The organism is Pandoraea horticolens (assembly GCF_902459555.1).
GTDB lineage: Bacteria > Pseudomonadota > Gammaproteobacteria > Burkholderiales > Burkholderiaceae > Pandoraea > Pandoraea horticolens.
The window spans coordinates 132305-153515 of the sequence record NZ_CABPSM010000012.1 but is presented as its reverse complement, the minus strand read 5'-3'; the positions used below and the strand labels follow the sequence as shown (position 1 = coordinate 153515).

17 protein-coding genes are annotated in these 21211 nt (G+C 63.6%); 9 read left to right on the top strand and 8 right to left on the bottom strand.

The window, feature by feature from the left end:
* Positions 1-4: 4 nt before the first annotated feature.
* From pelF to PHO31112_RS19170, 4 genes are all read left to right on the top strand, one after another.
* A complete protein-coding gene (pelF, locus tag PHO31112_RS19185; protein WP_246178386.1) occupies positions 5-1651 on the top strand; it encodes a GT4 family glycosyltransferase PelF in 1647 nt (548 codons plus the stop codon).
* Positions 1651-3027, top strand: a complete 1377-nt coding sequence (pelG, locus tag PHO31112_RS19180) for an exopolysaccharide Pel transporter PelG (protein WP_150622027.1) — start codon at positions 1651-1653, stop codon at positions 3025-3027. Before pelF ends, pelG begins: the two co-directional genes overlap by 1 nt.
* A gap of 156 nt (positions 3028-3183) precedes the next feature.
* Positions 3184-4215 (top strand): UDP-glucose 4-epimerase GalE, encoded by a 1032-nt coding sequence (galE, locus tag PHO31112_RS19175; protein ID WP_150622023.1) that lies wholly within the window; start codon positions 3184-3186, stop codon positions 4213-4215.
* 217 nt (positions 4216-4432) lie between these two features.
* A complete protein-coding gene (locus PHO31112_RS19170; RefSeq protein WP_010807810.1) occupies positions 4433-5203 on the top strand; it encodes a ferredoxin--NADP reductase in 771 nt (256 codons plus the stop codon).
* A gap of 131 nt (positions 5204-5334) precedes the next feature.
* Here PHO31112_RS19170 and PHO31112_RS19165 read toward each other — a convergent pair whose 3' ends face one another.
* Positions 5335-6231: a LysR family transcriptional regulator gene (locus tag PHO31112_RS19165; protein ID WP_150622020.1), complete on the bottom strand. Its 897-nt coding sequence runs from the start codon at positions 6229-6231 to the stop codon at positions 5335-5337.
* Positions 6232-6358: 127 nt separating this feature from the next.
* Here PHO31112_RS19165 and PHO31112_RS19160 point away from each other — a divergent pair, with 127 nt between their 5' ends.
* Both PHO31112_RS19160 and PHO31112_RS19155 read left to right on the top strand, forming a co-directional pair.
* A complete protein-coding gene (locus tag PHO31112_RS19160; RefSeq protein ID WP_150622018.1) occupies positions 6359-7549 on the top strand; it encodes a serine hydrolase domain-containing protein in 1191 nt (396 codons plus the stop codon).
* Positions 7546-8718 carry an MFS transporter gene (locus tag PHO31112_RS19155; protein WP_150622016.1) on the top strand — a complete coding sequence of 391 codons (1173 nt, stop codon included), beginning with the start codon at positions 7546-7548 and terminating at the stop codon, positions 8716-8718. Before PHO31112_RS19160 ends, PHO31112_RS19155 begins: the two co-directional genes overlap by 4 nt.
* A 64-nt stretch (positions 8719-8782) precedes the next feature.
* Here the strand turns inward: PHO31112_RS19155 and PHO31112_RS19150 are convergent, their stop codons facing one another.
* From PHO31112_RS19150 to PHO31112_RS19120, 7 genes are all read right to left on the bottom strand, one after another.
* A complete protein-coding gene (locus PHO31112_RS19150; RefSeq protein WP_150622014.1) occupies positions 8783-11032 on the bottom strand; it encodes a TonB-dependent siderophore receptor in 2250 nt (749 codons plus the stop codon).
* Positions 11033-11175: 143 nt separating this feature from the next.
* Entirely contained in the window at positions 11176-12843 is a 1668-nt protein-coding gene (locus PHO31112_RS19145; protein WP_150622012.1) for a PepSY-associated TM helix domain-containing protein, read from the bottom strand.
* Between the two features lie 10 nt (positions 12844-12853).
* Entirely contained in the window at positions 12854-13108 is a 255-nt protein-coding gene (locus PHO31112_RS19140) for a hypothetical protein (RefSeq protein ID WP_150622010.1), read from the bottom strand.
* A complete protein-coding gene (locus PHO31112_RS19135) occupies positions 13098-13376 on the bottom strand; it encodes a hypothetical protein (protein ID WP_150622008.1) in 279 nt (92 codons plus the stop codon). The genes PHO31112_RS19140 and PHO31112_RS19135 overlap by 11 nt, the downstream gene beginning before the upstream one ends.
* A 302-nt stretch (positions 13377-13678) precedes the next feature.
* Positions 13679-14761: a fatty acid desaturase family protein gene (locus PHO31112_RS19130; RefSeq protein ID WP_150622006.1), complete on the bottom strand. Its 1083-nt coding sequence runs from the start codon at positions 14759-14761 to the stop codon at positions 13679-13681.
* A 152-nt stretch (positions 14762-14913) separates the two neighbouring features.
* Positions 14914-15228, bottom strand: coding sequence for a helix-turn-helix domain-containing protein (locus PHO31112_RS19125; RefSeq protein WP_174995787.1), 315 nt, complete (start codon positions 15226-15228; stop codon positions 14914-14916).
* Positions 15218-17533: an FdhF/YdeP family oxidoreductase gene (locus PHO31112_RS19120; RefSeq protein ID WP_150622002.1), complete on the bottom strand. Its 2316-nt coding sequence runs from the start codon at positions 17531-17533 to the stop codon at positions 15218-15220. Before PHO31112_RS19120 ends, PHO31112_RS19125 begins: the two co-directional genes overlap by 11 nt.
* 234 nt (positions 17534-17767) lie before the next feature.
* Here PHO31112_RS19120 and PHO31112_RS19115 point away from each other — a divergent pair, with 234 nt between their 5' ends.
* From PHO31112_RS19115 to PHO31112_RS19105, 3 genes are all read left to right on the top strand, one after another.
* A complete protein-coding gene (locus tag PHO31112_RS19115; RefSeq protein ID WP_150622000.1) occupies positions 17768-18841 on the top strand; it encodes a substrate-binding domain-containing protein in 1074 nt (357 codons plus the stop codon).
* A gap of 253 nt (positions 18842-19094) precedes the next feature.
* Positions 19095-19577, top strand: coding sequence for an NAD(P)H-dependent oxidoreductase subunit E (locus PHO31112_RS19110; RefSeq protein ID WP_150621998.1), 483 nt, complete (start codon positions 19095-19097; stop codon positions 19575-19577).
* Positions 19570-21210: a formate dehydrogenase beta subunit gene (locus PHO31112_RS19105; protein WP_150621996.1), complete on the top strand. Its 1641-nt coding sequence runs from the start codon at positions 19570-19572 to the stop codon at positions 21208-21210. Before PHO31112_RS19110 ends, PHO31112_RS19105 begins: the two co-directional genes overlap by 8 nt.
* Position 21211 lies beyond the last annotated feature (1 nt).

The window sequence follows — 21211 nt, the reverse complement described above, 5'->3', positions numbered from 1 at the left end:
GCCTATGCCAATGCGCCCGCACGGCGATCTTCCGAATTCGCGGCCGTCAGGCGAGGCCGCCGACATTGCGCTGCTCCTCGAAGGCACCTTCCCGTATGTGCGGGGCGGGGTGTCGGCGTGGGTCGATCTGCTCATTCGCGCATTTCCCGAACTGACCTTCTCGGTGGTGTTCATCGGCAGCCGCCGGGACGACTACGGCGCGCCCGTCTATCCGATGCCGGCGAACATCGTCCACTTCGAGGCGCATTATCTGTACGAGACGGCAGACGCTCCGGTGGGGGCGGCCGCTGATCCGGTGCGAACGCGGCAAGGCTCGGGCGACGCAAACGCATTCGCGCAGATGGCCCGGATGCATGACCTGTTCCGTCAGCGGCACGAAGCGCGCGATGGGCACGAAGGGCACGATTGCGCGATCGACGACATGGGTGTCGACGATCTGCACGCCATCCTGTCGCGGATTCTGCCGATGCTGGGCGAGGCTCAGGCGCTGGCGCTGCCGGAATTTCTCCATAGCGAGCGTGCCTGGGATTTCATCACGCAGCGCTACGAACGCTACTGCCATGACCCGTCGTTCACCGATTACTTCTGGACGATACGTGCGATGCACAAGCCGATCTGGCAACTGGCAGGGATCGCCGGTGCCTTGCCACCGGCTCGCCTGTACCACACCGTGTCGACGGGATATGCCGGGCTGTTGGGGGCGATGCTGAGCAAGCGCACCGGCCGGCCGTTGCTCGTGACCGAACATGGCAGCTATACGAAAGAGCGCAAGCTCGACCTGCTGCAAAGCGAATGGCTGCGTGACAATCGCGGTCCGTTCGAGCGCGACATCTCGCGTGTTGGCTATTTCCAGAACCTGTGGATGCGGTTTTTCGAGGCCATCGGCCGGGTGTGTTACGACACGGCCAACGAGATCGTCTCGCTGTATGAGGGTAACCGCCAACGTCAGGTGAGCGACGGCGCGCCCGTGCACAAGACGCGCAGCATCGCCAACGGCGTGGACATTGCGCGATTCGCGGCGTTGCGTGTCGCGCGGCGCGAGACCGACGCGCAGGCGGACCGCGCGGACATCCCCCCGATCGTGGCGCTGGTGGGGCGTGTGGTGCCCATCAAGGACATCAAGACGTTTCTGCGCGCCATCTTCATTGCCTATCGGGCGCGTCCGGACTTGCAGGGCTGGATTATCGGGCCGGACACCGAAGACACTGCCTACGCACAAGAGTGCCGGGACCTTGCCGAGAGTCTCGGGATGGAGTATCAGGTGCGCTTCATGGGCTATCGCGCCATTGAATCGGTCTTGCCGCAGATCGGCGTGCTGGCGTTGTCGTCGGTTTCCGAAGCCTTGCCGCTGGTCATGCTCGAAGCGGCGGCGGCCGGCGTGCCGGTCGTGGCGACCGACGTCGGTGCATGCCGTCAGTTGATCGAAGGCAACGGCGCCGAGGATCGCGCGCTTGGCAGCTCGGGGCGCATCGTGCCGATGGCCGACCCGGAGGCACTGGCCGCCGCCATCGTCGACGTGCTGGAGCCCGACGTATGGCATGCCGCGAGTCGCGCCGGTATCGCGCGTGTCGAGCGCCACTACCGGCTCGACACCTTGTGCGACGCGTATCGCACGTTATATGGGCGCTGGATGGACGGAGGGGATGACTGATGGCGGGTATCGGTTTCGAGTTGCGGCGGTTGCTGCGCAGTGACACGCTTTCGGGCACCTTCGCCGCCTACAGCTATGCGGGGATCATCAGTGCCGGTCCGCTGGTGTTGTCGATGGTCGGTGTAGTGCTGGTCGGGTTAATGAGCCTGGCCAGCGTTCATCCGCACGAGGTCCTGACGCAATTTCAAGTCTCGGTGACGTATCTGATTGCGTCGAGCGTCATTGTGACGGGACTGATCCAGTTGGCATTCACCCGTTATCTGAGCGACCGATTGTTTGCGGGCGAGCCGCAGGCCGTGATGCCGTCGTTCAATGCCGTGACGCTGGTCACCACCGTCGTGCTCGGCGTGATGGGGCTCATTCTGTCGCAGACGCTCTTCTCGGCCTTGCCGCTGGCCTATCGTTGGCTGATGTGGATTGGCTTCGTTCTGCTCGGCAATCTGTGGATCGTGGTGCTGTTCCTCACGAGCGTAAAGCAATACCGCGCGATTCTCGGTGTGTTCTGCTTGGGGTACAGCCTGAGCGTGGTCAGTGCGGTACTGCTCGGGCGCTTCGGACTCACGGGCCTGCTGGGCGGCTTCGTAATCGGCCACACATGCCTGCTGCTGGGGCTGACCGCCATCGTCATGCGCAACTACCGTACCACCACCTGGCTGTCGTGGTCGGTCTTCGTGCCGCGCAATCTGCGGCTTTCGCTGGTTGGCGTCGGGGTGTGCTTCGGGTTGGGGGCGTGGATCGACAAGTTGATCTTCTGGGCGTCGCCAGTGACCGGCACGGCCATCATCGGGCCGCTGCGCGCCGCCCCCATCTACGATCTGCCGGTGTTCCTGTCGTATCTTTGCGTGATTCCGGGCATGGCAGTGTTCCTGCTACGGATCGAGACGGATTTTGCCGAAGCCTATACCGGGTTTTTCGATGCCATACGGCATGGCGGCACGCTGCGCCAGATTTCGGCGTCACGGGTGTCGATGGTGCGCGCGGTGCGCACCGGGCTCTACGAGATCCTCAAGGTACAGGCCGTGGTGACGCTGCTCGTCTTTGCGTTCGGCGACGACATGCTGCGGCTCGTTGGGGTGCCCGAGGCGTGGCAATCGTTGCTGCGCATCGACGTCATCTCGGCAGGTTTGCAAGTGCTGCTGCTCGGTGTGCTCAATGTGCTCTTCTATCTGGACCGGCGCCGTGACGTACTGGTTCTCACCTCGCTCCTGGTGGTGCTGAACGCGACTTTCACCTGGGTCAGTCTGCAATACGGGCCCGCGCTCTACGGCTATGGGTTCGCGCTCGCGCTGCTGTGCGTGCTGGGGCTCAGCGCACACCGGCTGACCCGCCGGCTGGCGGCGCTCGAATACGACACTTACATGGGGCAACGGGCATAACTCGCTCGACCGGGCAGATGCGCCGCGCGAGCGGCCTGGCGTCCCATTGGCGAAGGAACGAGGGCTGGAGTAATATCGCGGGTCTCGCATGCGTGGTCGTGTTGCTCGATCAGTGCGGCATCAAGGGCGCCACATGGGCGTCGCTAAGGCATTTTCATGAATAATCTGGGCACCATTCTCGTCACCGGCGGGGCCGGCTACATCGGCTCGCATACCTGTGTCGAGCTTCTGGCGGGCGGCTACGATGTCGTCATCGTAGATAACCTGTGCAACAGCCATCTCGACGTGGTGGCGCGCATCGCACGTATTGCCGGTCGTGCACCCGTGTTCATGGAAGGCGATGCCTGTTCCCCGGCGTTCATGGATAACGTCTTCACGCGCCATCGGATCGACGGGGTGATCCACTTTGCCGCGTTGAAGTCGATCGGCGAATCGCTCGAGAAACCGTCTCTCTATTACCGCAACAATCTCGGCAGCCTACTGACACTGATCGAGACGATGGAGCGCCACGACGTACGGCATTTGGTGTTCAGTTCGTCGGCTGCCGTGTACGGCTATCAGACATCGGTGCCGATCGATGAGACGGCGCCGCTTTCGACGGGGAATCCGTACGGTCACACCAAGCTGATGGCCGAGCAGATACTTGCCGATACGGTGAAATCCGACGCGCGCTGGCGTGTCGGGGTGTTGCGTTATTTCAACCCGGTGGGCGCGCATGAAAGCGGGCTGATCGGTGAGGACCCCGGGGGGGTGCCCAACAACCTGATGCCGTACGTTGCGCAAGTCGCCGTGGGCAAGCTGCCGAAACTCAAGATCTACGGCGGCGACTGGCCGACCCCCGATGGTACGGGTGTGCGGGACTATCTGCATGTGGTGGATCTGGCGCGCGGCCATCTGGCGGCGCTCGCTGGCCTGCACAAGCTGGCTGAGGGTTTCACCGTCAATCTGGGCACCGGGCGAGGGCACAGCGTGCTCGAAGTCGTGCAGGCATTCGAGGCCGCCAGCGGCCGCAAAGTGCCGTACGAGATTGTCGAACGCCGCTCGGGCGACGTGGGGGCATCGTATGCCAATGCGTCGCGCGCGCACGCGCTACTGGGCTGGCGCACCAAATACGATCTTGTGCGCATGTGTGCCGATCACTGGCGTTGGCAGTATCAAAACCCTGATGGATATCAATCGCCACGCTGAAACCGCACGCGGTCCCTCCACCGGACAAATGAAAGCAATTCCCAATTGGGGTAAAATAACCGGGTTTTCCCGCCCAAAACTGAAAGTGCGTACACCTGCACCTGGAGTCCGGGCATCGGGCCATTAAGGATGGCTCGCGCACAAGCATTTCAGGCGTTTGGGCCATCAGCCCCGCCGATGCGCCGCGCCGCCGCCCTTCGTCTAACGTCAAGCCACTATGAGTACTCAGAATCAACAGACCGTGCTGGAAGTTCACCACTGGACTGATACGTTGTTCAGCTTCAAGACCACTCGCGACGCGTCGTTCCGTTACGTCAATGGCCAGTTCACGATGATCGGGCTGGAAGTGGAAGGCAAACCGCTGCTGCGTGCCTACAGCATGGCAAGCGCGAATTACGAGGAAGAGCTGGAGTTCCTGAGCATCAAGGTGCAGGACGGTCCGCTTACCTCGCGTCTGCAACACTTGAAGCCGGGCGACAAGGTCATCGTCGGCCGCAAGCCGACCGGCACGCTCATCAACGACAACCTGTTGCCGGGCAAGAATCTGTATCTGCTGTCGACGGGCACGGGGCTCGCGCCGTTCATGAGCATCATCCGCGATCCGGAAGTCTACGATCGCTATGAGCACATCATTCTGGTGCACGGCTGCCGCTTCGCCAGCGAATTGGCTTACCGCGACCTGATCACGCAGCATCTGCCGGAGCATGAGTATCTGGGCGAGTACATTCGCGACAAGCTGATCTACTACCCGACGGTCACGCGTGAAGAGTTCGAAAACCAGGGCCGTATCACGGAGCTGGTCGAGTCGGGCAAGATGTTCACCGACATCGGTTTGCCGGAATTCTCGCCGGAGAACGATCGCGTCATGCTGTGCGGCAGCCCGGCCATGCTCAAGGACACCCGCGAACTGCTAGAAAAGCGCGGCTTCGTAGAAGGCCACAACCACGCGCCGGGGCACTACCTCGTTGAGCGCGCGTTCGTGGGCTGAGTATCTGATCTTGCCTCAGTAGTACGCGGTGCGCTGCCGGCTCAATCTGACCGGTCGCGAAGACGCAAAAAAAGCCCCCAAGGGCTGGACATCAGTCCAGCCCTTGGGGGCTTTTTGTCGACCTTGCCTGTTCAGGTTTTCGTGAAGGGGAACACATTCGCACAGAGAAAATCCACCAAGGCCCGGACTTTGGGCGAAGGGTGTTTGCTCGCCGGCCAAAGCACATAAAAGACGCCGGTGCGTTGTGCATAGGTTGCGAGTACGGGATGGAGGCGGCCGTCGGCAAGTGGCTCCCGGATGGCGAACTCCGGCAGGTAGGCGATCCCCAGGCCCTGAAGCGCGAAACACAGGCGCGTCTCGATGTTGTTGCAGACCATGGAGGTGGGAATGGGCAGTTCCGGCGCACCGGGGGGGTGCCTCAGCGTCCACGGTTCCAGTTTGCCGCTGTTGGGAAAACGGTAGTGCAGGCAGGTGTGTTGTTGCAGATCGGCCGGAACGATCGGTGTGCCGCGCCGTGCCAGATACGCAGGTGATGCGACGAGGTGTGACCGGAATTCCCCGAGTCGCCGCGCGGTGAGGCGTGAATCCGTCGGCTCCCCCGTGCGGACCACCGCGTCGAATCCTTCTTCGATCACATCGACCATCCGGTCGGTGAAGTCCAGATCCAGCTCGATATCGGGGTAGTGGCGCATGAAGTCGCCGAGCACTGGCAGGACCAGGGCGCTGACCATCGGCAAGCTCACGCGCAACCGTCCTCGCGGCGCCGTGCTGGCTTGCGATAGCTCCAGTTCCGCTGCTTCGATCTCCGCGAGAATACGACGGCTGCGCTCCAGAAATAGCGCACCCTCGGCGGTCAGCGTCACGCTGCGTGTGCTGCGATGAAACAGACGCACGCCCAGCTTCTCTTCCAGCCTCACCACGCTTTTGCCAACCGCCGATGCCGAGATGCCCAGCAGGCGGCCGGCAGCGACAAAGCTGCGTGTCTCCGCCACCTGCACGAAAACCACGAAACCGCTCAGACTTTCCACGTCCACTCCTGATTGCTGTGCAATTACGGACGAAAATGTCCGTATAAAAGGGAACTCTAGCCCACTTTTTCTTTAATTGCGGACTTTCTATCGTGTCGGGACGGTTAACGAACGAAAGGACTTTCCTATGACGATCTCCGCATTTCCGGCACCTGCAGGGGCGATGCCCACGCCTCGGGCCGCGCTGATTCATGCCGCCGTCGCCGATGCGCTTGACGACGGGCGATTGGTGGGGGCTGTAGTGTTGGTGGCCTGCAATGGCGAACTGATCCATCAAGAAGCGGCGGGTTTTGCCGACCGCGAGCAGGCTGTACCGATGGCGCTCGATGCGCTTTTTCGTCTGGCGTCCGTGACCAAGCCAATCGTCACCGCCGCCGCGCTGGTCCTGATCGCACAGGGGCGATTGCGGCTCTCCGACGACGTAACGCGATGGTTGCCCGAGTTCACCCCCACGCTGGCCGATGGGACGATCTCGCGGCTGACGGTTTGTCATCTGATGACGCATACGGCGGGGCTGACCTATGGGTTCTTTCAGGGGCCGGATGACACCTATGCGCGTGCGGGTGTCTCCGACGGCATGGACGACAGCCGCATGAGTCTGCGCGAGAACATTCGGCGTATTGCCAGCGTGCCGTTGCTTTATCCGCCAGGCACCGAGTGGCGATACTCGATAGCGACGGACGTGCTTGGCGCCGTCATTGAGGCCGTCACGCGGTTGCCGCTGGACAAGGCTGTCGAGGGGCTGGTGACGGCGCCGCTTGGCATGCGCGATACGGCATTTACTGCCGTGGATGCGCGTCGTCTTACGACTGCCTATGCCGACGGCAGTCCCGTGCCGCGGCGTCTGGCGGAGCCTGACTTCGTGCCGTTCGTCGACGGGACAGCGGGTTTCCGGTTGTCACCGGGACGTGCGCTGAACACCGATGCCTATCCTTCAGGCGGCGCCGGGATGGTCGGCTCTGCAGGGGACTTCTTGCGATTACTGGAAACGCTGCGTAAAGGCGGCGCACCGTTGTTGCCCGAATCGCTCGTGCGCGAGTTCGCTACGGATCAGATCGGCGGGTTGCCGATGCCATTTTGGCCAGGGCGAGGATTCGGCCTCGGAATTACGGTCCTGAAAGACCCCGCCGAAGCGCAGTCGCCCGAATCGGTCGGCACCTGGCGCATGGGGGGAACCTACGGGCATTCGTGGTTCGTCGATCCTGTGCGCGAACTCAGCGTGGTGGCGTTCACGAACACCGCACTGGAAGGCATGTCCGGTCGCCTGGTAACCGATCTTCGCGATGCCGTCTACGAGGCGATCGGGGCGCGGCGATGAACGCCCGAGCGCAAGAGCGTTTACCGTTGACTTCATTACTGTCGCTCTCCATGGCGGCATTCGTCACCCTCCTGACGGAAGTGTTGCCCGCCGGCTTGCTGCCGCAAATGGCACAAGGTCTCGTCGTCTCGGAGGCGTGGGTCGGTCAGACGATCTCGATCTACGCCATCGGAGCGCTGGTGGCGGCCATTCCGTTGACGGTGGCGACGCAGGGAGTGCGACGGCGTGCGCTGCTGTTGAGTACCATGATCGGCTTCGCAATCGCCAACGGGGTGACGGCGTTGTCTTCGAGCTATGGGCTGACGATGGCGGCGCGCTTTCTGGCTGGCGTGTCGTCCGGACTGCTGTGGGCGCTGTTGGCAGGGTACGCGGCACGCCTGGTGCCTGAAAATCAAAAGGGACGCGCCATCGCCGTCGCCATGGTCGGAACACCGCTGGCGCTCTCGCTCGGTGTGCCGGCCGGCACATTCCTGGAGCATTGGACGGGGTGGCGGATGTGCTTCGGCATCATGAGCTTGCTGGCACTGGCGCTCGCCGTGTGGATGCGCGCGAAGGTGCCCGATTTTGACGGGCAACCCGCGGGCAAACGATTGTCGCTGGCAGACGTCTTCATTGTGCCGGGCGTCCGTCCGGTGTTGTTCGTCGTATTGGCTTTTGTGCTCGCGCACAACATCCTTTACACCTATATCGCGCCGTTTCTGGCGCGAGCGAACATGGCACCGCGCACCGACACCGTGTTGCTGGTGTTCGGTGCCATGTCGTTGATCGGCATCTGGATCGTCGGTGCCATGATCGATCGCCATCTGCGCGCCCTCACGCTTGCCAGCACGGCGCTGTTTGGTCTGTCTGCGCTGGCGCTCGGTATGCGAGGCGATACCCCGGTTGTGGTGTATGCGTCGGTGGCCGTATGGGGACTCGCGTTCGGTGGCGCGGCAACGCTGTTTCAGACGGCGATCGCCAATGCGGCGGCAGATGCGGCCGACGTGGCGCAGTCGATGTTAGTGACGGTCTGGAACATGGCGATTGCCGGGGGTGGCATCGTAGGGGGCGTCTTGCTCGATCGCCTCGGCGTGGCCGCGTTTTCGCCTGCATTGCTTGCGTTGCTGACGGCCACGCTGATCGTCGTGTGGATGGCCAGACGTCGCGGGTTCCCGGCAGTGCAACGGTAGCGACTGGGGGGATCGCGCTGACGTGAGGGCGTCAGCGCGTGCGCGTGTACGGCGCAGATGCCGATCAGAAGTCCATCGTGGCGCTGGCGAGGAACGTGCGGGTGGAGCCCGGCAGCACAAAGCCGTTGTACGTCGTCGTCCAGTAGTGCTTATCCGTCAGGTTGTTGATGGCGGCGCGCAGCACGACTGACTTGCCGGCGATGCGCGTGGCGTACTTGGCCGACAGGTCGATCGCGGTGTAAGCGGGGATCGACAACGTGTTGGCGGCATCGACTTCCTGCTGGCCCGTGACCTTGACGCCGGCCGCGAGCGTCAGGCCGCGCACGAACGGGGTGTCGTACTCGACACGTCCTGTCACGACGTAACGCGGCGCGGCGAAGATGCGCTTGCCCGCCACGCTCAGGTCGTCAACGTCCACGGCCTTCGTGTTGAGCAGCAGTACGCCGCCCATCACGCGCCAGTCGCGGGCGAGACGCACCCAACCGCTGGCATCCAGCCCCTGGAAGCGTTGCGTGCCGTCCTGCACGTAATAGTTCGCCTGATTGGTGTAGCCATAACCGCGCTCGACGCGGAACAGCGCAAGATTCGCCCCCCACGTCTGCTTGTCCGCTTTCCAGCCCACCTCGTACTGCTTGCTGGTGAGCGGCCCGAAGGTCTGCGGGAAGTTGACGTTCGTGATGCTCGCCGAGCCCCCCGGCTCCAGCGACTCGACGTAGCTGACGTACGCAGTCGAATCGTTGTCGGTCTTGTACATGAGCGCGACCGTCGGCGAGACGGGTTTCGCACGGTAGGACGCGCCAGTCTGCCCTGTGATGTCGTACAGATCGTCGTTGAACTGGGTGTAGCGCAGGCCGGCCAGCAACGAGATACGCGAGGTGATGCCAATCGTGTCGCTGGCATAGATTGCACGCTGCGAGATCTTCTCGCTGCGGTACGGCTGGTAGTTCAGGCCGACGTCCTGATTCGGCAGCAGCGACGGGTTGTAAATGTTGCTCGTGCCGAGCGAAATGCCGTTACCGCCGTCGCCATTGTCATTGAGCTTGACCTGGCTCTGATACGCTACGCCGAACACCACGTCATGCTTGAGCGGACCGGTGGTGAACTTGCCCTGCATCATGGCGTCCCACGCCTGGTAGTAATAGGCCGTCTTCCACTTGTACTGCGTGTCGGCGTAGTCGCCCGCAGCGTTGAGCACGGAGAGGAAACTGTCGCCGTTCAGACGATTCAGGCGTGCGAAGCGATACTTGAAGTTCGCCTTCCACTGATCGTTGATGCGATAGTCGAGCGACGTGCCTGCCGTCAGCGAATCGGTTTCGTAATAGGTGAACGGCTGGGCCAGATTGCGGGCGACCTTGTTCGCGTCGGGGACTGCCCCCGCACCGGAAAAGTTCATGCCGAACAGCGTGCCGGTCGTCTGGCGCTTCCAATACGCCACGTCGGCCGTCCATGTGAGGTCCGGCGTGATGCGCCAGTCCGTGGCAAGCGAGATCGTCTTGCGACGCACGTGGTTGTTCGGCTCGGCGGTGTTGCCTTCCTCATTCACGACGTTCAGGCGATAGCCGAAGCGATTGTCGGGACCGAAGCGTCCGCCGAGGTCGAGTTTTTCGCTCCACACATTGCTGGCTTCATAGCCGACCGAGAATTGGCGCAGCGGTTCGTCCGTCGGGCGCTTGAGCACGTAATTCACAATTCCACCGGGCGCGCCGAAACCGTACATGAAGCCGGACAGGCCCTTGAGTAGTTCCACTTGTTCGAACGGCTCGAGCGGAATGTCCGCCTGCCACGAGACGAAGTTCTGACCGTCGACCTTGGTGCCGTCGAGCATGTCCACGCGCATGCCGCGCACGGCGAAATACGAGTTCTCGTTGCGCTTGTTTTCCGAAAGCGTGGTGACGGCCGGGTCGTACTTGAACGCGTCTGTCGCGGTTTGGGCCATCTGGTTCTTGATCTGCTCGCTGTTGACGGCGACAACCGAGAACGGTGTGTCCACCGCGCGCCGTGTGCCCAGCGCACCGCTCGACACTCGCTCGACCTTGATGTCGTCGTCGCGGCCGGCCGATACGGTGGTAGCGGGCAACGCGGCAGTGCCTTGCGAGGCATTCGCGGCTGGTTGCGGGTCGGACGTTTGCGATGCTTGCTGGGCATAGACGCTGCCAGAGGCCAGCGTCAGCGACGCGGCACAAATCGCGAACACCCCAGCCACGGCGCGTGACACCGAGGAGGGCGAGAGCGGTGAAGCGTGGGGGAACGTCAGATCATGCGCGGTGCGTGGGCGAGCGAAACCGCGCCCTGCGAGCGGGCGGTGATGCAACATCGGTGTGAATCTCCATATTTGTGATGCGTCGTGTGCCGACGCGTACGTCTCGAAATCGATCGTCTTGTGTGGCGTGGGCGAACTTGCTCACGCAAGCGTCGAGCGCGACGTCATGCCGCCGCCCGGCGCTTGCGCAAGCCGTGTCAGGTTCGCGCCGGGTCCGGCTGCTCGGGCAGCGTTGTCGTTATGTTGGTGGTGCCTTGTCGGGCAATGACAGTGCGCTCCGGCGTGCCAGCCGTGCCTGTGTCGCGCGACGTCTGACCCCTGGCCTCGGCAGGTCGCGCCCAGACGCTGTTCGGATCGCCACGGCGGGCGCGCCGCCACGTTGCGCGGGCGAACAGCGCGAAGATCGCCGCACAGACGATGGCGACCAGATCGACACCGGCGAGCACCCAGTCGCCCGAGGCCAGCGAGCGCGCGAGATTGTCGGTCGTGAAGGTGGCATCGACGACCGGGACGGCGAGGCAGGCGAGCGCAGTGGCCACGAGCAGTCCCGTAGCTGCCACGGCCGGCGCCGTGAGCGCAGCGAAAATGGCAGAGACGGCGAGTGTGGCGACGAAGATCGAGAGCGCCGTCGTACTGGGGGCGACAACTGCGCCGACGAAGGCCGCGGCGATGCCTAGACAAGTCCCCAGGAATACGCCGGCCGTGGCCTTGGCCATCCAGCGCAAATGGGCGGGCTGAATGGCGGCGTTGCGCTTGCGACGCGATTCGAGCCAAAGCAGGTTGCCGCTATAGACCAGCACCGCGCCCATCAGCCCGAGCACGAAGTACACCCAGCGCACGGCGTCGCCCGCGAAGTTGCCGAAGTGCGCGCCGTAGATCATGCTCATCACGGCGTGGTTCGTATCCCGCACCCCCGGACGGTGCTGGCCGACGATTTCCCCATCGTTCAGACGCACGGCCACGGCGGCGAGGACGCCCAGAGAATCCTTGGCCTCGCCGTAGACTTCGGCCACCGCATTCGGTTTGCCGTAACCGGTCCATGCCACGGCGGTCGTCTCCATGCCGGGCGCCGCCTGTTCGGCCCGTGCGAGCACTGCCTGCAAGTCGAGCGGCTTGCCGTCGATCGGGGCAATCCTGGCGGGCACGGAACCTGTGACTTGCGGGATTTGCGACATCAGCTTGCTTTCGAACGTCACGACGTTGAACGCCATCATCAGTGGCAGGCTCAGACACAACAGCGCACCCGTGAGGGCGAAGACGATGTGAAACGGCAGACTCAGCACGCCGATCGCGTTGTGAGCGTCCTGCCAAAAACGTTTGAGGTTGCGCCCTGGGCGCAGCGCGAAGATGTCGCGCGTCACGCGCGGCAAGTGCACGATCACGCCGGAGATGAGCGCCATGCCGTAGAACAGCGCCACCGCTCCCATCAGGTACAGGCCATACGTCGGGATCGACAGCGAGTAATGCAGTGCGTTGATCGTGCTCGACAGACCGGGGCGTGCGTCGCCAATGACCAGCGACGATGCGGCATCTGCGGCACCGGCGTCGCTCGCGCTCAGGCGTGCCTGCATCCATTCGCCGTTCGGCTCTTGCCAGTAGGCGAACGGCGTGGGTGAGTGATTGGGCAGTACCACACCCATCTGCTCGCGTGCGGCAGGGAATTTCGCGCGAACGCGCTCGGCGAGCTGTTCCGTCTGCGCGAGCGAGAGCGGCGCATGACGTGTGGCCGGTTGCTCCCAACGTTCGATCTCGTGGTGAAACACGGTCAGGGCGCCGCCGAGCATGGCGATAAACAGCGCGAAGCCGGCAACGATACCGGCCCAGGTATGGACACAGAGGTATTGACGCAGAGTTTGGGCACGCATCGGGAGATCCTTACCAAACAGCGCGCGCCAGCAGCAGCGCGGCCCAGGCGACGGCGGTCGTGGCGCCAAGGCCAACCCACGCGCGTGTGGCGGTGCGGCTTGCGTAGACAACGGCAAACAGGCCGAGCCACACGAGCGGGAAGAGGGCGATGACCGGAATGATCGCGGTCTGCCAGCCGGCGGGCGTCATGTAGGCGATGGCGCCGCATAACGCCATAGCGGCGAAGCATCCAAGCACGAGGCCCGCGAGGGTTCTACTCCACATGGGCGTCTCCGCGCAGCCAGTGCCAGCCGCCAGCCGCGTACGGCCAGAAGAGCAGGCCGAAGCAAAGCGACATGAAAGCCGCTGCGATGCCCGCCGACGGACCGGCGGCCAGCCACCAGCACACGAGGCACGCGATGGCTGCGGCGATCGACAGCCCTCGCGCGGGTTGTGCCGGCAGACGCCGCACTCGCAAGCGCTGGTGTTCCGAAGTGAGATAGCTGGCACCACCTGCCAGCCATGCCAGTGCAATGGCCAATGCAATCAACATGCTTGGGGATCAAAAATAGTCAGGCTCAGCAAGCAAAAACGCCGCCCTTGGCGGCGACGTGGCTGGCGAAGCAAATCCACGAACGGTTCCCGTAGGACGTTTCGGTCACCTCACTTATTTGCGTGAAGATGCGAACGTTAACGAAAACGATTCGCATTTATATCATGATTAGGAAAAATCCCAAAATGATCTGAATTGACGGCGTTGGGCGTTGGCGTGTTACGTGGTAAAGAGACAACGGCGCGTAGCGCGCCATTGTCTGGCGGGAGGGTATTGGCGGTGTGTGGGCGAGGTGCCTGGGCTCAAGGTGTGTCTGCTGCGCCTGCGGCAAGCGCGCTGGCCGGTAGCGGCCCCGCAAATTGACGAAAGACGGCACGCCAGTACGCAATCACAGGCCCGCCGGTTGGTTGGGCGGCATCGATTCCCGGCAGCAAGTGCCAGGGTGCGGTCGGGTATTGGTGATGCACGCGATGCAGATGCTGGTTTAGCAGCAGCGCGCGGCCCGACATGGGGGCCCGGAAGTTGCGCGCGCGCGCCGGCTCGTCCATCGCCACACCGTAGTGCGGCAAGTTGTCTGCGATCGACAACCAGACGCCGCGCGCGGCAAACGTTGCCAGAAACACAGGCCACCAGGGTCCGTATGCCCATAGGGCCACCGTCAGCGCGACGAGCAGGACAAGAAAGTCGCGTCGAATGCGACGGCGACGGACCGGATCGGAGGCAAACATGATGACGCGGCGGCGCACGTCTTGATCTTCCGGATGGCCGCCGAGGGCGCTCATGGCGAGTGCGGGCAAACGCCGCACGGGCAGCCACGCGATGACGGGGGCAAAGACTTCTGCGAGCCACATTCCCCCCAATAGCCGCGACTGATAGCCGAGCCACTTTTGCGCGCGAAGGGGCAGCGGCGCGGTGTCGGGCAGCGTTGAAATATCCGGGCGGTCGAAGGGCTGACGCGTGAAGCGATGATGCATCAGATGCCCGAAGCGCATGATCTCGAACGGCAACCCGAGCAGCGCGGAGAGCGCGCGGCCGGTGCGCTCGTTAGCGCGCGCCTTCAGGCGCAACTGGCCGTGGATCGACTCGTGAATCAGGCCCCAGTGCATGGGGGTGAGCAGCAGCACGGGAACCAGCGACCATGCGGCGATCTCTCCCAAATGGCGCAGCGCCCAGCCCAGTCCCAGCCATTGCCAGAGTCCGGTGAGCGCTGTCAGGCCGATGAGCCATGGATTCCATCTCGACGGGCGGGCATGACGCCACAAGGCGGGAGACGCAATCGTCTCAGTGGCAAGGAAGAGGGGAAGTTCAAGTGATTCAGGAGCAACAGAAACAGCGGCGGACGTGGCGGTGTCGATCCCTGCCGGACGCGCTACGACATTCTCCATGGGGTCTCCGTGACGTTAGGGCCGTGCGCTGGACGTCAGCATACGCAAATAGGGTATGGCCAGGCACGGTGGCGACGAGTGTACGTCGCGTCTCGGGATGGAAATATGTCAGTCGTGTTGCAGCGCCTGACTTCTGCAGCCTTTCCGGCGGCTCACCTCAGGCTGTCGCATTGTGCGATGCCGGCGTCAGTGAGGCGCACAAGCCGCAGTCCCCGCTCGCCGTCTTCGAGCGAGACCCAGCCGGCGCTGGTGAGCACACCGAGATAACGCAGCAGCGTGCTCATGGGCAACGCGCTGCGCTTCGCAAGGCGTGCCAGTGACAGCGATTCGCGGCCTTCGCGGCCTTCGCGGCATTCGCGGCATTCGCGGCTTTCGCGGCGGCCGTCGGCCAACGTCGCGAGCAGGCGCGCCAGATCCTGCTCGGCCTGCGCGAGGCTGGCGTCGACGCCGGCGGCCTCATCCACCATGACGGCGCTCCAGCAGCACCGGAATCGACTTCGACGTGGGGGTGCCTGCGCCGTCGGCGACGGCATCGAGCGGCACCAGTCCATTGGTCTCGGGGTAGTAGGCCGCGATACAGCCGCGCGGAATGTCGTAGGCGACGAGCAGGAAGTCGTCGGCACGCCGCGCAATGCCATCATTCCAGACGCCTACGACGTCGACGCGTTCGCCTGCGCGCAAGCCTCGGGCATCCAGGTCCTCGATGTTCGCGAAGACCACGCGGCGTTGTCCGAACACACCGCGATACCGGTCGTTCAGGCCGTAAATCGTCGTGTTGTATTGATCGTGCGAACGAATCGTCGCGAGTTGCAGCACGTCGGCGCCGCGCTCGCCCGCTTGACGGCGGGCCACGTCGATCGGCAACTCGTGCGGCAGCGCATGTGTGGTGAAGTTGGCGCGTGCGTTGGCGGTCAGCCACCGACGTTCCGAAGGCGGTACGGCCAGCCGGAATCCGCCCGGATGCCGCACGCGACGATTGAAATCCGCGAAGTCGTCGAAGGTCGCTGCGATGGCGTCGCGAATGCGATCGTAGTCTTGCACGTACCAGTGCCAGTCGTCATGGCCGGCGAGGGCTCGGCCCATCGTTGCCTGCGCCATCCCCGCCACGATGGCCGGCTCCGAGCGCAGATGCTCCGACGCCGGAGCGTTGATGCCATACGACAGGTGCACCATGCTCATCGAATCTTCGACCGTCACGCCTTGCACGGTGCCGTTCTGCATGTCGACTTCGGTGCGGCCCAGGCACGGCAGAATCAGTGCGTCGCGGCCATGAACGAGATGGCTGCGGTTGAGCTTGGTTGCCACATGCACGGTCAGGTCGCACTGGCGCAGGCCCTCCCAGGTGCGCGGCGTGTCGGGCGTAGCCATCGCGAAGTTGCCGCCCATGCCGATGAAAACCTTGATGCGTCCGTCGAGCATGGCCGAGATCGTGTCGACGACACCGAGCCCTTCGCGTTGCGGCGGCGCGAAATCGAACACCTTGCCGAGCCGGTCGAGGAATGCGGCCGACGGCTTTTCATTGATGCCGACGGTGCGGTCGCCTTGCACATTGCTGTGACCGCGCACGGGGCACAGGCCCGCGCCCGGGCGCCCGATGTTGCCGCGCAGGAGCATCAGGTTGACGATCATCTGAATCGTCGCCACAGCTTGCTTGTGCTGGGTGATGCCCATGCCCCACGTCGCGATAACGCGCTCGCCACGTAGATAGACGTCGGCAATCTGGCACATCTGCGCTTGCGACACGCCGGACGCGCGCTCAAGATCGTCCCAACGCTCGGCTTGCACGTCGGCCGCGAAATTCTCGAAGCCATGTGTGTGTTCAGCGATGAAGGCATCGTCGAGCAAGGGAGGCTCGCCAATCGCGCGTGCTTCGCTGTCACGCTCCAGCACATGCTTGATGACGCCTTTCACGAACGCAAAATCGCCGCCGCTCGCGGGTGTGACGTAATGGCCGCTGATCGCGGTGCCTCCCATGCTCAGCATCTCGGCAGGACTTTGCGGGTCGACGAAACGTTCCAGCCCGCGTTCGTGCAGCAGATTGACCGACACGATGGTGGCGCCGCGCCGGGCGGCCTCGCGCAGTTCACCAAGCATTCGCGGGTGATTGGTGCCGGGGTTCTGGCCGAACAGCAGCAGCGTGTCGGCCAGTTCGAAGTCTTCGAGCGTGACCGTACCCTTGCCCAGTCCCACGACCGGAGGCAAGCCTACGCTCGTTGGCTCGTGACACATGTTCGAGCAATCGGGGAAATTGTTCGTGCCGTACTGGCGAACGAAGAGTTGATAGAGAAACGCGGCTTCGTTGCTCGTGCGCCCGGAGGTATAGAACGCTGCCTGATCGGCGTCGGGCAGGGCGCGCAGGTGTTCGCCGATCAGTGCGAAGGCATCGTCCCACGCGATGGGCATGTAGTGGTCCGTAGCGGCGTCGTAACGCATGGGATGCGTGAGGCGGCCATAGCCTTCGAGTGTGTAATCGTCGAGGGTGAGCAGGCCGGTCACGCTATGCTCGGCAAAAAACGCGGGCGTGACACGTCGCTTGGTAGCCTCGGCGGCCACCGCCTTGACCCCGTTTTCACAGAACTCGAACGTCGAGGCGTGCTCGCGGTCCGGCCACGCGCAGCCCGGACAGTCGAAGCCGCTGGGCTGGTTCGCGCTAAGCAGCGTGCGTGCGCCCTTGAGGGGAATGCCTTGAGTGACGAGTTGGATGGCGACGTTCTTAAGCGCGCCCCAACCACCTGCGGGACGATCGTACGGAGCAATTTTCGGGGCAGACATGACGCGGGTTCGGGCAAGGGTGACTGGCACGGCGCGTCGACATTGGGGGGAACGCCTCGGCCAGGGACAAACGTTAACGTCAAATAGGCAAATTAATGCATAATTACATCGCTTCGCAACGGTGATTCTGTATGAATGTCGATGCAAAATTCCTTGTTAACTCGGCATTTTAAGAAATCTTATCAGGATTTTGCATAAATTGATTTATGCAATTAATAGCATAAAGGTGAGCCAATGAAGCAAATCTCCATTGCCCCGCAACTCCGTTTCCGCCGTGACGGCAACGATTTCCCGCTCGACAAGGTGTTGTCGCTGCTCACGGAAGTGCAGGCGCATGGCAACTTGCAGGCGGCCAGTCAAGTGCTTGGGCAGTCGTACCGAGGGGCTTGGGGCCACGTGAAGGAAGTCGAGTCGCTCATGGGGGCACCGCTGTTGAGCATGGCACGTGGACGTGGCGCGGTGTTGACACCGCTCGCGCAACGGCTTCTGTGGGGGCAAAAGCGTTTGCAGGCACGGCTGGGGCCGCTGCTGGAGACAATGGCGTCGGAGTTGCAGACCGAGCTTGACGATCTGCTGTTGCAGGAGAGCGATCAACTCCGGCTTTTCGCGAGCCACGGATTGGCTGTCGCCGCGCTGGTCGATTTCGCGGGGCGCGCCGGCCTGCCTATCGACGTGAGCTATCGCGGTAGTATCGAAGCCATTGCCGCGCTGACGAAACACGAATGCGAGGTCGCGAGCTTTCATGTGCCGATCGGCGCGCTCGCGGAGCCTGTGCTTGAGCACTACGGTCCGTTGCTCAAGGGCAAATCGTACCGGGTGGCCGATGTGGCGTCTCGCCGCCTCGGGCTGATCGTCGCGCGAGGCAACCCGCTCGGCATTCACTCACTGGCCGACTTGCCTCGAACCGGCGCGCGGTTCGCCAACCGGGAGCGCGGGTCGGGCACGCGCATCATCTTCGATCTCCTGCTCGCGCGTGAAGGCATCGATCCTTCCGCCATCGCGGGGGCAGAGAACATCGAGTTCACTCACGCCGCCGTGGCCGCCTATATCGCAAGCGGGCGTGCCGACGCGGGGCTGGCCATCGAAGCCGCAGCGAGTCAGTTCGGGCTCGACTTCCTCCCGATCCTGACCGAACGCTACTGCCTGATGTTCCCGGAAAGCGGTAGCGATTCTCCGCATCTGCAAGGACTGCTGGAGATTCTGCAAAGCGGGGAGTACCGGCAGACGGTTCATGCCATTCCCGGCTACAGCGAGGCGGCAACGGGGCGTGTCACGCCGCTCGCCGAGGCGTTTCCTTCGTTGGGGTAATTTATATGCATTTATTTGCATATTTAATGCGCGACGAGCGACGGCGGCAGACGTCCGGCCGGCGCGGCTCTTGGCCGAGCGGCATGTTGCCGTGCAGCGAATAGCGCAAAACTGAACCATCGGTGTTTCCACGAGGCTTGTTGGCGCGGGGCATTTGCACTAATGTCCTAGATACCGAGCCCCCAGAAACGCGTTGTCACCATATGCAAGAAAGAACATATGGAACGCCGTTTTGCCTCAGGAGACATTCGAGATGGTGCCCACACCTCATGCAGCGCTTGTGCCGTTGCTGGCTCGCCACGCCGGCCATGCACACGAGTTGTTGCCGCTGCTGCATGCTTTGCAGGACCGCGACGGCTACGTCGACCCGGCGCACGTGCCGGCGATCGCCGACGCCCTGAATCTTTCCCGCGCCGAAGTCCACGGCGTCATCACCTTCTATCACCACTTCCGCAGTGCGCCGCCGCCGCGCACCGTGGTGCAGATTTGCCGTGCGGAAGCGTGCCGCAGCCGCGGTGGCGAAGCGCTCGTCGCCCATGCCGAGGCGTGCACGGGAGCGCGTATCGATGGTGAGCCATGTCACGGTATTGGCGTCGAGTCGGTGTATTGCCTCGGCCAATGTGCGTTGTCTCCGGCGGTGACGATCAACGGCGATCTGCATGCGCGTGTGAGTCCGGCACGGTTCGACGCTTTGCTGGCGTTAGTGCCGGAGCGCAAGGAGGGCCGTCATGTCTGAGTCTTCGAAGTGTGCCCCGTATCGCATTTTCATCCCGCGCGATTCCGCTGCGCTCGCGTTAGGCGCGGATCGGCTGGCGGCTGCCGTGGCGACGGAAGCCGTCCGGCGAGGCGTTGCCGTTGAGATCGTTCGCAACGGCTCGCGCGGGTTGTTCTGGCTCGAGCCGCTCGTCGAAGTGGCGACACCGGCCGGGCGCGTGGGGTATAGCAACGTGCAGGCGGCGCAGGTCGCCGCGCTGTTCGATGGCGGGTGGCCTGCGTGCGCCACGCAAGACGCCGGGCGAGAACCTTCGACCGAAAACCCCGACGGCAGTTGGGAGGCGCCAATGCCCTCCTGTGTCGGGTTGGTGGATACGATTCCGTATCTTGCGCGCCAGCAGCGCCTGACGTTCGCACGCGTGGGCGTGACCGATCCGCTCGATCCGGCGGACTACGAGGCGCACGGCGGTCTGGCAGGCCTGCGCGCCTGCCTGGCGCTGGACGCCGAGGCCGCGTGTCAGACAGTACTCGACTCGGGACTGCGCGGTCGTGGCGGCGCGGCTTTTCCGGCAGGCATCAAGTGGCGTACCGTCAGCCGTGCCCAGTCGGCGCGCAAATACGTCGTCTGCAACGCCGACGAAGGCGACTCGGGCACGTTTGCCGACCGGCTCATCATGGAGAGCGATCCCTTTGTGCTCATCGAGGGGATGCTCATCGCCGCATTGTCCGTAGGGGCGAGCGAGGGCATCGTCTACGTGCGTAGCGAATACCCCCACGCCATCGCGACGCTCGAGGCCGCCATTGCGGTGGCGCGCCGGGAAGGCTGGCTTGGCACGGATGTGCTGGGTTCCGGACGAGCATGCGAGTTGCGTGTCGCCAAGGCAGCCGGGGCCTACATTTGCGGCGAGGAGACGGCGTTGCTCGAAAGCCTCGAGGGCAAGCGCGGCGTAGTGCGGGCGAAGCCGCCGATCCCGGCGCTTGCCGGGCTCTTCGGGCAGCCGACACTCATCAACAACGTCATTACGCTGGCGAGCGTGCCGTTCATCTTCGCGCACGGCGCTGTGGTCTATCGCGAGTTCGGCATGGGTCGCTCGCAAGGCACGTTGCCGGTGCAGCTCGCGGGCAACATCCGTCGCGGCGGACTCGTGGAACTGGCGTTCGGCGTGACGTTGCGCACACTGCTCGACGATTTTGGCGGGGGCACGGCGAGTGGGCGTTCCGCCAAGGCCATTCAGGTCGGTGGCCCGCTGGGAGCCTATCTGCCGAGCGCACAGTGGGACGTGCCGATGGATTACGAGGCCTATGCCGCACTGGGCGCAGTCGTCGGCCACGGTGGTGTGGTCGTTCATGACGACACCGCAGACCTGGCGGCGCTGGCGAGCTACGCGATGCAGTTCTGCGCACACGAGTCATGCGGCAAATGCACACCGTGCCGTATCGGATCGACGCGTGGTGTCGAAGTGATCGAGCGTATCCGGCATGGGGATGCGTCCGTGCGGCAGGTGCGATTGCTGCACGATCTCTGCGACACCATGGTGGCGGGCTCGCTGTGCGCGATGGGCGGCATGACGCCGTATCCGGTGCGCTCCGCGCTCGAACATTTCCCGGCGGACTTCGGTCTGCCCGATGGCGCCGGGTGCGCCGAAGCTGCCTGAC